This window comes from Streptomyces roseofulvus, assembly GCF_039534915.1.
GTDB lineage: Bacteria > Actinomycetota > Actinomycetes > Streptomycetales > Streptomycetaceae > Streptomyces > Streptomyces roseofulvus.
The window spans coordinates 4,577,324-4,589,610 of the sequence record NZ_BAAAWE010000001.1; the positions used below are offsets into that span (position 1 = coordinate 4,577,324).

Sequence of the window (12,287 nt, forward strand, 5' to 3'; positions counted from 1 at the left end):
CGGGTCAGGGAGCCGTGACGGCCTGGAGGATCGAGGAGAGGTCCGAGAGCGAGTCGCGGGAGCCGAAGAGCTTGTGCACGGCGGTGGTGTTGAGGACGATCTCGTCGACCCCCGCCTCCTCGTACGCCCGCAGCCCCTTCACGACCTGCGCGAGGTCGCCGCCGACGAACGCGCCGGTCTCCACCACCCCGCGCGCCACGTCCGCGAGCTGTCCCGAGCTCACGTCCACCCCTGCCCGGCCGAGCATGTCCAGATAGTGCGGCGCCTGCATGTGGGCGGCGTTGCCGGCCACGGCCAGCCGCTCCGGGGAGGCCCCCTCGCGCCCGTCCGCCTCCAGCCCCGTCGGCACCATCGCCACCACCCGCGGCAGCGAGGTCCGGCCCGCGCGGGCCGCCCCCTCGGCCACCGCCGGCAGGAGCACGTCCCGCAGGTACGACGGCGGGGTCAGCCAGGTGATCACGACGTCCGCGACCTCGCCGGCGAGCCGCGCCATGCCCGGCCGCAGCACCCCCAGGCCCACGTCGACCCGGGGCGCCGCGGCGGGGGCGAGCTGCCCCCGGAAGGTGTAGTGCGGGCCCGTCGCCTCCACGGTCTCGCCGTCGAGCAGCCCCCGCACCGCCGTCACGTACTCCCGCGCCACCTGGAGGGGCTTGGCGTACGGCGCTCCCAGGATGTTGGCCTGGAAGGCGGGCGAGCCGGGGCCGAAGCCCGCGATCACCGGCTCCCCGGTGGCCAGGGCCACCGACCGGGCCTGCAGCGCCGCCTCGTACGGGTGGCGCAGCGGCATCAGCGTGACCCCGAAGCCCGTCGGGACCCGGAATCCGGCCCCGGCCATCCCGGTGAAGGTCTGGTGCGGCTCCATCACCATCGCCTGCCCCTGCCAGAGCCGGGCGGCTCCGGTCCACCGGACCAGTCCGGCGAAGGGGAGGGCCTGCTCCAGCCGGCGCGGCACACAGGGGAGGAGCACGGAGTAGTCGGTCATGGCGGCGGGTCTCCTGCGGTCGGTGTCCGGCGGGGCGGGCGGGGGCGGCGGGCGGTGGGGCCGTGGCCGGCCCGGGGTGCGGACTACTTCCAGTCGTTGTTGTTCTTCGGCAGCGGGGCCACGTCCGACACCAGGTCGCCGATCCGGCCGATCAGCTCGCGGACGTCGCCGCCGACGCCGTCGAAGGGCAGCCGCTCGGGGGTGCCCGCCGGGGCCTCGGCCGCGGTGCGGTGCGCCGCCGCCGGCTCGTCGGCGGCGAAGGCCGCGCCCTGCGCGCCGGTGGCCAGAAGACCGGCGGTCATCAGGGCCACGACGGAGGCGCGCACGCGGCGGCGGGACGACGTCGTGGGGTTCGCGGTGCTGTTCACGGTGGTCTCCTCGGTCCTGAACGGGGGGTGTGCCCTGTGCGGCTCTGCTTCGCTTCCGCGCTGTTCGCGCTTTCGCTTGTGAGGAAGACTCTGCCGTCTCGAGGGGCCCGTCAGGGGGCCTCGAGCGCGCAGCTTGCTGCACGCCGGGGTTCCTCATGTTGCACACGCGTGGCAGAAACACCCGTGACAAAAGCGCTGAATACCGGGCATTCCACCATTGACACACCAGTCCGGGCGGCTGAAGATTCCCACGGGGCAGCAATGATCGATCGTCAAAGGGGGGGATACGTGAGCAACTTGCTCTCGTTTCTGGGAGTGACCGAGGAAGAGGAAGAGGCGTACCGCGCCCTCCTGCGCCGCGGATCCGCCTCGGCGGCCTCGGGGAGACAGGAGACCGGCGCACCGCACGGGGAGAGACGGGGAGCGGAAGCGGCGGACGGCCCGAGACCGGGGGCCGGAGCGGCGGAGGCGGGCCGGGAGGTCCTGGAACGGCTGCTGGTGCTGGGACTGGCCACCGGCGGCGCCCACGGCGTCATCCGCGCCGTCCCGCCGGCCCGCGCCGTCGACGCCCTCGTGGAGAGCCGGCTGCGCACCCTGCGCGAGGAGCTGGAGACCGAGGCCACCCGCCGCTCGGTCATCGAGTCGCTCTTCATGGAGTGCTGGACCGCCGTCCCCCCGCCGCACGACGACCAGGCCGGCGAGGGCCAGATGATCGCCCAGCTGCACGGCATCGACGCGGTGCGGGAGGCCATCGACGAGCTGACCTTCTTCGCCCGCACCGAGGACCTGACCACCGAACCCACCGGGGTCCTCGCCGAGGAGTCCATCGCCGTCTCGCACCCGATCAACATGCGGCTGCTGCGCCGCGGCGTCCGGCTGCGCACCATCATGGGCGCCGCGATCCTCCAGGACGAGCCCACCCTCACGTACATGCGGGAACTGGTCTCGCACGGAGCCGAGGTACGGGTCTCGCACCAGCCGATCGAGCGGGTGATCATCGTCGACCGCTCGGCGGCGCTCACCCCCATCGACCCGGCCCACACCGCCCGGGGCGCCCTCCTGGTCCGCGAGCCGGGGCTGGTGGCGACGCTGGTCACGCTCTTCGAGCGGATGTGGGAGGCGGCGGAGGAGCTGCCGAGCGAGGAGGTGGACCTGCCGTCGGACGTCGAGCGGGACATCCTCGCGATGCTCAGGGAGGCGGACAAGGACGAGACGGCCGCCCGCCAACTGGGCATGTCCGTCCGCACCTACCGCAAGCACCTGGCCGCGCTCATGCGCCGCCTCGGCGCGGCGAACCGGGTGGAGGCGGCCCTCCTCGCGCACGAGAAGGGCTGGCTCGGCTAGCGCCCGGGGCCCTGCCCCCACGGCACGTGCGTGGCAGCAGGGCCCCGTCCCTCGGAGTCGTCCAAGAGGAGGTCGTGCGGCGTCCGGGCCTCAGACCTTCACGGGCTCCGGTTCCGGGTCGGCGCTGGGACCGCCGGCGGCGGCCACCGGCGCGGGGGTGGCCTCCGGGTCCACGTCGAACTCCTCGATCATCGCGCGGCTGAAGCCCCAGAAGTAGGTGGCGACGAAGCCCACGGCATAGCCGACGAGCAGACCGCCCGCGTAGATCGCGAGGGTCGGGCCGAGGCCCTTGTCGCCGTCCAGGAGCGGGAAGAGCGCCCAGCCGGACGGGCCGATGGCGGTGGAGCCGACCTTGTCGCCCAGCATGCTGAAGAGGCCGACGAAGCCGCCGCCGAACGCGCCGCCGACGCAGGCCGTGACGAAGGGGCGGCCCAGCGGCAGGGAGACGCCGTAGATCAGCGGCTCGCCGACGCCGAGGAAGCCGGCCGGGAGGGCGGACTTGATGGTGCGGCGGAGGGAGCCGTTGCGGGGCAGCCGCAGGTACACCGCCATGGCCGCGCCGACCTGCCCCGCGCCCGCCATCGCCAGGATCGGCAGCAGGACCGTGTAGCCCTGCTGTTCGATCAGCGTGGTGTGGATCGGGATGAGGGCCTGGTGGAGGCCGAGCATCACCAGCGGCAGGAACAGCCCGCCGAGGAGGAAGCCGGCGCCGGCGCCCGCGTTCGCCAGGAGCCAGTCGGCGGCGTCGCCGATCGCCTGCGAGACCTCGCCCGCGAGGAACATCAGGCCGAAGATCGTGACGAGGCCGGAGACGAGCACGGTGAGCGTCGGGGTGACCAGCACGTCCAGTGACTCCGGCACCCTGCGGCGGCACCACTTCTCCACGTACACGGCGAGCACGGCCGCGCCCAGCGCGCCGAGGACCCCGCCCTGGCCGGGGGAGAGGGCCTGGCCGAAGACCTCGATCTTGGCGACGCCCGCGTAGACGATGATGGCCGCGACCGCGCCGCCGAGGATCGGCGTGCCGCCGAACTCCTGGGCCGTGTTGTAGCCGACGAAGACCGCGATGAGGGCCATGAAGCCGCTCGCGACGGCGGCCAGCGCCGGGGTGACGCCGGGCAGCCAGCCGAGGTTGACCAGCAGGCCGTTGAGGCCGGCGATGATGCCGCAGCCGATGAGGGCGGGGATCAGCGGGACGAAGATGTTCGCGATCTTCCGGAGGAAGAGCTTGAAGGGGGTGGAGTTCTTCGCCTTCCGCGCCGCCTTGAGGGCGGCGCCCTTGTCGGCCAGCTCCTCCGCCGTGTGGGCCAGCTGCGGCGCCTCCGCCACCAGGGCCTCGAACGCGGGGGTCACGCGGGCGACCGTGCCGGGGCCGAGGACGATCTGGTACGTGTCGTCCTCCACCACGCCCATCACGGACGGCAGGGCCTTCAGGGCCTCGTCCTGGACGAGCGAGCGGTCGCGCAGACCCAGCCGGAGGCGGGTCATGCAGTGGGCCACGGAGGTGATGTTCCCGGCGCCGCCGACGAGGGGGAGGATCGCGGCGGCGACGGCGCGGTTCTTGTCGTCTGTGCTCATGTGCGGTGGTGCCTTGCTGTGAGGGGGGGCTCGGAGGTCAGGGGGCGGTCGCGTGCAGCGCCGCACGCAGATGCCCGCCGGAGTCCTTCAGCCGCCGCGCCGCGGTGGCGGCGTCGACGTCGGCGAGAAGGATCAGGATGGCGTTCTTCACCTCCCCCTCGGCGGCGGTGAGGGCGGCCTCGATCTGCTCGTCGGGGGCGCCGGTCGCGAGCGCGACGATGCGGCGCGAGCGGGCCTGGAGCTTCTCGTTGGAGGCGCGGACGTCGACCATGAGGTTCCCGTAGGTCTTGCCGAGCCGGATCATGGTGATCGTCGAGATCATGTTGAGGACCAGCTTCTGGGCGGTGCCGGCCTTCAGCCGGGTGGAGCCGGTGAGGAGTTCGGGCCCGGTGACGACCTCGATGCCGTGCTCGGCGGCGGCCGCGAGCGCGCTGTCCGCGTTGCAGGACAGGCCGATGGTGAGCGCCCCGGCGGCGCGGGCGTGCTCGACGGCGCCGATGGCGTACGGGGTGCGGCCGGAGGCGGAGACGCCGACCACGGTGTCGTCGGGGCCGACGCCGGCGGCGTCGAGGTCCGCGGCGGCGAGCTCCTTGGAGTCCTCGGCGCCCTCGACGGCCTGGACCATGGCGGAGGGGCCGCCCGCGATCAGGCCGACGACCCGGGAGGGCTCGGTGTTGAAGGTGGGCGGGCACTCGCTGGCGTCGAGCACGCCGAGCCGTCCGGCGGTGCCGGCCCCCAGGTAGAGCAGCCGGCCGCCGCGGGCCATCCGCTCGGCGGTGGCGTCGATGGCGGCGGCGATCGCGGGCAGCTGCCGGGCCACCGCGGCGGGGACGCTCTGGTCCTCGCCGTTCATGGTGCGGGCGATCTCCAGGGTGGACAGCCGGTCGATCTCGGCCAGTTCGGGACGGTACGCCTCGGTGGTGAGGGTGGCCAGCTGGGCGCGGAGTTCGGAGTACGTGTCGGGCACGGCGGGCTGCTTTCTCCTGGGTTCAGCGGGTGGTGCGGGGCGAGTGGCGGTGGGCGAGGGCTTCGTACGAGGCCGCGAGGGCGGGGGCCGCGGTCTCGTACGTGCGCTGGGTGACGCAGGTGAACAGGCAGTCCACGACCAGGAGTTGGCTGGTGCGGGACGACATGGCGGCCGGTCTCAGCTCGCTCTCGCGGGCGGTGGAGGTGGTGAGCACGTGGTCGGCGTACTGGCTGACCGGGCCGTCCGGGCGGCCGGTGATCGCGACCGTGGTGGCGCCGTGCTCGAAGGCCACCCGGAGCGGTTCTATGACGTCGCCGGTGGAGCCGGAGTGGGTGATGGCGAGGGCCACGTCGCCGGAGCGGAGCTGCACGGCGTTGGTGACGGCGAGGTGCGGGTCGCCGTGGGCGTGCGCGATGAGGCCGATCCGGAGCAGCTTCTGCACGAGGTCCTGGGCGACGAGGCCGGAGGCGCCGACGCCGTACACGTCGATGCGGCGGGCGGTGGCGCAGGCCGCGGCGACCGCGCCGAGCTGGACGGTGTCGAGCGCGGCGGCGGTGTCGGCGAGGGTCTGCCGCTCGTCGTGGGCGAGCTTGGCGACGACGTCGGCGACGGGGTCGTCGACGGCGATGTCGGCGGTGACGGAGGGCGCCCGGCCGGACTGCTGCTGGGCGGCGAGCCCCGCGAGGGCGAGCCGCAGGTCGCGGTAGCCGGGGTAGCCGAGGAGGCGGGCGGTGCGGACGACGGTGGCCTCGCTGGTGCCGGTCAGTTCGGCGAGGCCGGTGACCGTGAGGGCGGCGCAGCCGGCGGGGTCCCCGGCGACGGCCTCGGCGACCCGCTGCATGGAGCGGGTCATGGAAGGGGAGAGGGTCCGTACCTTGGCGGCGAGCGCGGCCGGCGCCGGGGGCGCCTCGCCGCTGAAAGTTTCCTTCACGTCATGGGTCACGCTTGAAAGATACTTTCACGGACTGGTCGGGACAAGAGCCCGTACGTCCTGGAGGAGCCGGAGAGGAAGGGGACCTTCGTCCCGCCGCCCCGCACGGTGGACAATGGGCCCATGGACGACATCGACCCCGTGGAGCAGGCGCTGCACGCCGCTCGCGCGCTGGTACTGGCCGACCTCGCGGCCCGTGACGTGGCAGCCGCGCAGGTCGTGTCGATGGTGGAGGACGCGGTGACGCACCGCCGCTGGTGGGTCGAGCAGTGGCCCGAGGGCGTGGAGTACGTGGCGGGCCTGGTCGCCCAGGACGTCCAGGACGCCCTCCTGGAGGCGTACGGCCGCTGGCCCCTCTGCCCCGTCTGCTCCTCCGGCGACCCCCACGCCCTCGACGTCGAACCGGAACTGGGCCCGGACCCCCACTGGGTCTGCGGCAAGCAGGGCGTGGTGGTGGCCCGCGTGGGCGGCCTGACGTGAGAGCGGGCGCGCGCACCGGTCCGGGCGGACGGTCCCGCGTGGGAGCCGCCCTCGGCACGGGGATCCGCCGGTGACCCTCTACATCGACCCGCCGACCTGGCCCGGCCACGGCCGCCTGTGGTCCCACCTGGTCAGCGACGTCTCCTTCGACGAGCTCCACGCCTTCGCCGCCGAGCTCGGCGCCCCCGCGCGCGGCTTCGACCGCGACCACTACGACATCCCGTCCGACTGGTACGACCGCGCGGTCGCCGCCGGTGCCCTCCCGGTCGGCTCCAAGGAACTCCTCCGCCGCCTCTCGGCAGCGGGCCTCCGACGCCCGAAGGGGCGACCGGAGGAGTGGCCGGCCTAGGAAGGGCGGGCCGCCCGGGCGCGCGACGGGGCCCCCGCCCGGAGGCGAGGACCCTGTCGAGGATCAGCCCGCCGCCACGGGGTGCGTGCGCCCCGGGCCGTCAGCGGCCGGCCGTGGTCGGCCTCTCCGCCGGTGCGCCCTGGGCGCCGATGACCACCTTCGACGGGGCCGCGCGGGTCAGGCGGAGGGAGAGCGCGGCTGCCGCGAGGGCCAGGAGGGTCATGGCGGCGCCCGCCCAGGCCGGGGAGGCGTAGCCGAGGTCCGCGTCGATGACGGTGCCGCCGAGCCAGGGGCCGCCGGTGTTGCCGAGGTTGAAGGCGGCGGTGGTGGTGGCGCCGGCCAGGGTGGGGGCGGCGCCGGCGACGTTGAACATGCGGGCGTTGAGGGCGGGGGCGGTGTAGAAGGCCGAGACGCCGAGGAGGAAGGCCAGGGTGACGGTGGCCGCCGGGGTGGCGGCGAAGAGGGCCAGGGCCAGCAGGAAGACCGTCGAGGCGGTGATGCCGGTGAGGAGGACGCCGAAGAGGTGGGCGTCGGCGACGCGGCCGCCGATCGTCGTGCCGACCAGGGCGCCGATGCCGAAGAGGGCCAGGACGCCGGAGACCCAGCCCTCGTCGAGGCCCGAGACGTCGGTGAGGAGCGGGGCCAGGTAGGAGAAGGCGCAGAAGACGCCGCCCGCGGCGAGGGCGGTGACCACGATCGAGAGGAGGACCTGGCGGTCCCGGTAGATCGTGAGCTCGTGGCGGAGGCGGGGCTTCGTCTCGGGGAGGGGGATGCGGGGGATGCGGGTGACCACGCCGACGAGGGCGATCGCGGAGGCTGCGCCCACGGCCCAGAAGGCGGAGCGCCAGCCGAGGTGCTCGCCGAGGAAGGCGCCGGCGGGGACGCCGAGGACGTTGGCGATGGAGAGGCCGCCGATCATGACGGCCATGGCGCGGGCCCGGGAGCCGGGCGGGACCATCGCGATGGCGACGGCCGCGCCGACGGCCCAGAAGCCGGCGCAGGCGAGCGCGCTGACCACGCGGGACGCGAAGAGGATCCCGTAGTTCGGGGCGAGCGCGCCGGCGATCTGGCCGAGGCCGAAGACGGTGATCAGGGCGATCAGGGTGGTCTTGCGGGGGAGGCGGAGGGTGGCCACGGCGAGCAGCGGGGCGCCGACGACCATGCCGATGGCGAAGGCGGAGATGAGCAGGCCGGCCTGCGGGATGGAGACGTCCATGTCCGCCGCGATGTGCTCCAGGAGGCCGGAGAGCATGAACTCGCTCGTGCCGAGCGCGAAGACGGAGAGGCCGAGGATGTAGACGGCCAGGGGCATCCGGGTGGCGGTGGGGGAGGGCGTGGGGGCGGGCTCGGCGGAGGGAGACGGCATGACATGGGTCAACCGGATCTTTGTGCCTGTCATTCCGTGATCCGCCGGTTTCTCGCGATACGAGACGGTCGCCGGGGGTCGTCCGCGGGCGGTCCCCGCGTCTCCCCGGCTGGTCCGCCCCTCCCCGGCTTCAGTCCGCCGTCAGCTCCGCGAGTTCCGCTTCCAGGTTCTCCCGCGCCTTCTCCTCCCAGACCGCCGCGCCGTACGGGGTGCGGAAGAGGCGGGGGAGGTCGAGGAGCCGGCGCAGGACGGCGGCCCGGCCCTCGCGGAAGGCGTCGTCGGGGACGAGGGCGTACTCCTCGCGGACAGCTGCCGTATACCCCCTGTAGGTATCGGTGTCGGTGGCGAGGATCGCCAGGTCGGCGTCGCAGAGCGTCTCGCCGTTGAGGTCGCCGGGGGCCGGGTCGTGGGTGACGGTGAGGCGGACCAGGCGGGCCACCTCGGCCACCTCGTGCTCGGTCAACCCGGCCTCGCGCAGGGCGCGTTCGGCGAGGTGGGCGGAGCGCTCCTCGTTCTCGGAGCGGTCGGGGCGGTAGACGGCGTCGTGGAACCAGGCGGCGAGCCGGACCAGTTCGAGCTCCCCGCCCTCGCCGCCCTGGTCGGTGAGCTCGTCGATCCGGTCGAGGACCGCCTTCAGGTGGGTGACCGTGTGGTAGCGGCGCTGCGGCTCGGCCCAGCGGCCGAGCAGGTCGCGGCCGTACGGGGCGGGGTCGGGGCCCTCGCGGCCGGCGCGGGCGGCGAGCAGGGTGGCGTTCCAGCGCCGGAGCAGGTCGAGGTCCTGCGCGGCGGCTTCCTCGGTTGCGGTCATGGCCGCATTCTGCCCGCCGGGCGGGCCAGGGGAGGTCGTGGCGGGGTGCCTCCGGGCGGCCGGGCGGCCCGGGCGGTCGCCGGCGGGGCGCCGAGTGTGCGTGGGGTCGGCCCGCGGTCCGGTTGCGGGGTGCCGGGGGTGCCGGGGGTGTGCGGGGTCGGCCCGCGGTCCGGTCGCGGGCGCCGGAGGTGCTCCGGGTCGGCCCGCGGTCCGGTCGGGGTGTGCACCCGCCCCTGCGGAAGATCACCCTCATCTCGCTCTTACATACCCCCCATGGGTATGTTACGGTGCTGCGCGAAGGTACCCCCCAGGGGTATGTATCCGGCCCAGGCCACCGGTCGGCCGTGAGAGAAGGGCAGTGCGATGTCAAACGTCAACCCCCGGCGCTGGTGGGCACTCCTCGTGCTCGCCGCCGCCCAGTTCATGGTCATCATGGACACCTCGATCATCGGAGTGGCGCTCCCCGAGATGCAGAAGGACCTGGGCTTCTCGCAGAGCGAGCTCCAGTGGATCTTCAACGCCTACGTGATCGTCTTCGGCGGTCTGCTGCTCCTCGGCGGACGCCTCTCCGACCTCGTCGGGGCCCGGAAGATCTTCGTCTCCGGCTGGGCCGTCATGATCGCCGGTTCGGTCGTGGCCGCCGCCGCGCAGACCGCCTGGGTCGAGATCGTCGGCCGCGCCGTCCAGGGCGTCGGCGGCGCGCTCATCGCGCCCTCCGCGATGACCCTGCTGATGATGCTCTTCATGCACGACCCGAAGGAGCTGGGCAAGGCGATGGCGCTGTACGGTGCCGCCGCCCCGGCCGGCGGCACCGCGGGCGTCTTCCTCGGCGGTGTCTTCACCGAGTGGATGAGCTGGCAGTGGGTCTTCATCATCTACATCCCGATCGGCCTCGCCACCCTCGCCGCCACCAAGCTGCTCCCGGACGTCGAGTCCCGCCGCGGCTCCGTCGACGTCCTCGGCGCCGTCGCCGTCACCGCCGGCCTCGCGCTCGCCGTCTTCGCCGTCGTCCGCGCTCCCGAGGTCGGCTGGGGCGCCACCGCCACCATCCTCGAACTGGTCGGCGCCGCCGCCCTCCTGGTCCTCTTCTTCGTGATCCAGAAGTCGGTCCGCGAGCCGCTCATGCCGCTCAGCGTGTGGCGGGTCCCGCGCCTCGGCTCGGCCAACCTGGCGATGACGCTGCTCGGTGCCGCCTGGATCCCGATGTGGTACTTCCTCAACCTGTACCTCCAGCAGGTCCTCGGCTTCGGCGCCTTCGAGTCCGGTGCCGCGCTGCTCCCGATGACCGTGCTGCTCATGATCTTCATGACGGCCATCACCTCCCGCCTGATGATGAAGATCGGCGCCAAGCCGCTCGTCGCCGGTGGTCTGCTGGTCCTCGCGGCCGGTCTGGTCTGGCTGGCGGCCGTGCCGCCGACCGGCTCCTTCCTGGTCGACGTCCTGCCGGCCTCGCTGGTCGCCGCGCTCGGCATGTCCCTCGCCTACATCCCGGCGATGATCGCCGCGATGTCCGGCGCCCCGCAGGAGCAGGCCGGTCTCGCCTCCGGCATCGTCAACACCACCTACAACGTCGGCTCCGCGCTCGGCCTCGCCGCCCTCACCGCGGTCGCCATGTCGCAGGGCGCCGACCAGCTCGGCAACCTGCCCAAGCTCACCGACGGCTTCTCGGCCGCGTTCATCGGCGCCGCCGTCGTCGCCGCCCTCGGCGGTGTCATCACCCTCCTGGTGATGAAGAGCGACAAGGCCGTGGCCGCCGAGGCCGCCGCCCCCGCGCCGCAGGGCGAGAAGGTCGCCGCCTGACCCCCGCCCCCGAAGGGGCCGCCCGACGTCCCTCCCGGACGTCGGGCGGCCCCTTTCCCGTACCCCCTCGGAGAGGAAGACCATGGAACTCCGCACCCGCGCCGTGCACGTCGTCAACGAACCCCTCGGCGACGGCAGCCGGCCGCTGTCCGTGCCGCTCGTGCAGTCCTCCGCCTTCGCCTTCGACTCGGCCGAGGAGCTGGCCGCCGCGATGGCCGGGCCCGACGGCCGGTACGTCTACGGCCGCCGCGGCAACCCGACCGTCCGCTCCCTGGAGCAGACCCTCGCCGGCCTGGAGGGCGGCGCGGGCGCGATCGCCTTCGCCTCCGGCATGGGCGCGATCAGCGGCGTCCTGCTCGCCCTGCTCAGGCCCGGCGACCGGGTGATCGCCCAGCGCTGCCTGTACGGCGGCACGTTCTCCGTCCTGTCCGACCTCGCCGAGCGGTACGGGATCGAGGTCGTGTACGTCTCCGGCGACGACGTCGCCGCGTTCGAGGAGGCCGCCGTCCACCCGGCGGCCCGCGTGCTGGTCCTGGAGACGATCGCCAACCCCACCGGGCAGGTCGCCGACCTGCCGGGACTGCTCGCCGCCGCGCGCCGGCTCGGGGTGACGAGCGTGGTCGACAACTCGCTCGCCTCGCCCGTCCTGTGCCGGCCCCTGGAGCTGGGCGCCGACGTCGTCGTGCACTCCGCCACCAAGTACCTGGCCGGCCACTCCGACGTCCTGGCCGGCGCGGCCGTCTTCGCGGACGACGGGCTGCGCCGCCGGGTCTGGCCGCGCACGGTCGAACTCGGTGCCTGCGCGGACCCGTTCGCCGCCTGGCTGGTGCTGCGCGGGATACCCACGCTGCCGCTGCGGATGCGCGAGCACTGCGCCAACGCGGCGGCCCTCGCCGAGCTGCTGCGCGTCCACCCCCGGGTGACGGCCGTGCACTACCCGTGGCAGCCGTCCCACCCCTCGTACGACCACGCCCGGAAGGTGCTCTCGGGCGGCGGCGGGTTGCTCTCCTTCGAGCTCGACGGGGGCCGGGCGGCGGGCCGGGCCCTGGTGGAGCGGGTGCGGATCGGCCGCCTCGCCCTCTCGCTCGGCGGGGTCGAGACGCTGCTCACCCACCCCGCGTCCACCTCCCACCGCGAGCTGGACGGGGCCGCGCTGGCGGCGGCCGGGATCGCGCCGGGGCTGGTGCGGATGTCGGTCGGCATCGAGGCGGTCGACGACCTGTGGGCGGACCTCGAACAGGCCCTCGCCCAGGGGTAGTCGGGCCCCGATCCACGCTTCTTTTGGGTTGACAAAATAAATGAGTCATTCGTAGA

Annotated in this window: 12 protein-coding genes; 5 read left to right on the forward strand and 7 right to left on the reverse strand. The window is 73.9% G+C overall.

Annotated features, from left to right (window positions below; all coding sequences use genetic code 11):
* Positions 1 to 4: 4 nt before the first annotated feature.
* Positions 5 to 982, reverse strand: coding sequence for an LLM class flavin-dependent oxidoreductase (locus ABFY03_RS21110; RefSeq protein ID WP_346170605.1), 978 nt, complete (start codon positions 980 to 982; stop codon positions 5 to 7).
* 83 nt (positions 983 to 1,065) lie between these two features.
* A complete protein-coding gene (locus ABFY03_RS21115; protein ID WP_319014059.1) occupies positions 1,066 to 1,350 on the reverse strand; it encodes a hypothetical protein in 285 nt (94 codons plus the stop codon).
* Between the two features lie 288 nt (positions 1,351 to 1,638).
* On the opposite strand from ABFY03_RS21115, the gene ABFY03_RS21120 reads away from it, so the two are divergent.
* Positions 1,639 to 2,694 (forward strand): helix-turn-helix transcriptional regulator, encoded by a 1,056-nt coding sequence (locus ABFY03_RS21120; RefSeq protein WP_319014058.1) that lies wholly within the window; start codon positions 1,639 to 1,641, stop codon positions 2,692 to 2,694.
* A 90-nt stretch (positions 2,695 to 2,784) separates the two neighbouring features.
* Here the strand turns inward: ABFY03_RS21120 and ABFY03_RS21125 are convergent, their stop codons facing one another.
* From ABFY03_RS21125 to ABFY03_RS21135, 3 genes are read right to left on the reverse strand one after another with little or no spacing between them, the layout of a single operon-like run.
* Positions 2,785 to 4,272 (reverse strand): PTS transporter subunit EIIC, encoded by a 1,488-nt coding sequence (locus tag ABFY03_RS21125; RefSeq protein WP_346170606.1) that lies wholly within the window; start codon positions 4,270 to 4,272, stop codon positions 2,785 to 2,787.
* Between the two features lie 37 nt (positions 4,273 to 4,309).
* Complete coding sequence (gene murQ, locus ABFY03_RS21130) at positions 4,310 to 5,239, reverse strand: N-acetylmuramic acid 6-phosphate etherase (protein WP_346170607.1); 930 nt, start codon at positions 5,237 to 5,239, stop codon at positions 4,310 to 4,312.
* A 22-nt stretch (positions 5,240 to 5,261) separates the two neighbouring features.
* Positions 5,262 to 6,182: a MurR/RpiR family transcriptional regulator gene (locus ABFY03_RS21135; RefSeq protein WP_319014055.1), complete on the reverse strand. Its 921-nt coding sequence runs from the start codon at positions 6,180 to 6,182 to the stop codon at positions 5,262 to 5,264.
* Between the two features lie 111 nt (positions 6,183 to 6,293).
* Between ABFY03_RS21135 and ABFY03_RS21140 the strand changes: the two genes are divergently transcribed.
* Positions 6,294 to 6,650 (forward strand): hypothetical protein, encoded by a 357-nt coding sequence (locus tag ABFY03_RS21140; RefSeq protein WP_031015735.1) that lies wholly within the window; start codon positions 6,294 to 6,296, stop codon positions 6,648 to 6,650.
* A 70-nt stretch (positions 6,651 to 6,720) separates the two neighbouring features.
* Positions 6,721 to 6,999 carry a DUF4031 domain-containing protein gene (locus tag ABFY03_RS21145; protein ID WP_319014054.1) on the forward strand — a complete coding sequence of 93 codons (279 nt, stop codon included), beginning with the start codon at positions 6,721 to 6,723 and terminating at the stop codon, positions 6,997 to 6,999.
* A 100-nt stretch (positions 7,000 to 7,099) separates the two neighbouring features.
* On the opposite strand, the gene ABFY03_RS21150 is transcribed toward ABFY03_RS21145, so the two are convergent.
* Together ABFY03_RS21150 and ABFY03_RS21155 are read right to left on the reverse strand one after the other, a co-directional pair.
* Complete coding sequence (locus ABFY03_RS21150; RefSeq protein WP_346172279.1) at positions 7,100 to 8,311, reverse strand: Cmx/CmrA family chloramphenicol efflux MFS transporter; 1,212 nt, start codon at positions 8,309 to 8,311, stop codon at positions 7,100 to 7,102.
* Between the two features lie 184 nt (positions 8,312 to 8,495).
* Positions 8,496 to 9,173, reverse strand: a complete 678-nt coding sequence (locus tag ABFY03_RS21155) for an HD domain-containing protein (protein ID WP_346170608.1) — start codon at positions 9,171 to 9,173, stop codon at positions 8,496 to 8,498.
* Between the two features lie 363 nt (positions 9,174 to 9,536).
* On the opposite strand from ABFY03_RS21155, the gene ABFY03_RS21160 reads away from it, so the two are divergent.
* On the forward strand, positions 9,537 to 10,973 hold the full coding sequence (locus tag ABFY03_RS21160) for an MFS transporter (protein ID WP_319009159.1): 1,437 nt from the start codon (positions 9,537 to 9,539) through the stop codon (positions 10,971 to 10,973).
* Positions 10,974 to 11,055: 82 nt separating this feature from the next.
* Positions 11,056 to 12,231: a trans-sulfuration enzyme family protein gene (locus ABFY03_RS21165; RefSeq protein WP_346170609.1), complete on the forward strand. Its 1,176-nt coding sequence runs from the start codon at positions 11,056 to 11,058 to the stop codon at positions 12,229 to 12,231.
* Positions 12,232 to 12,287: the final 56 nt, after the last annotated feature.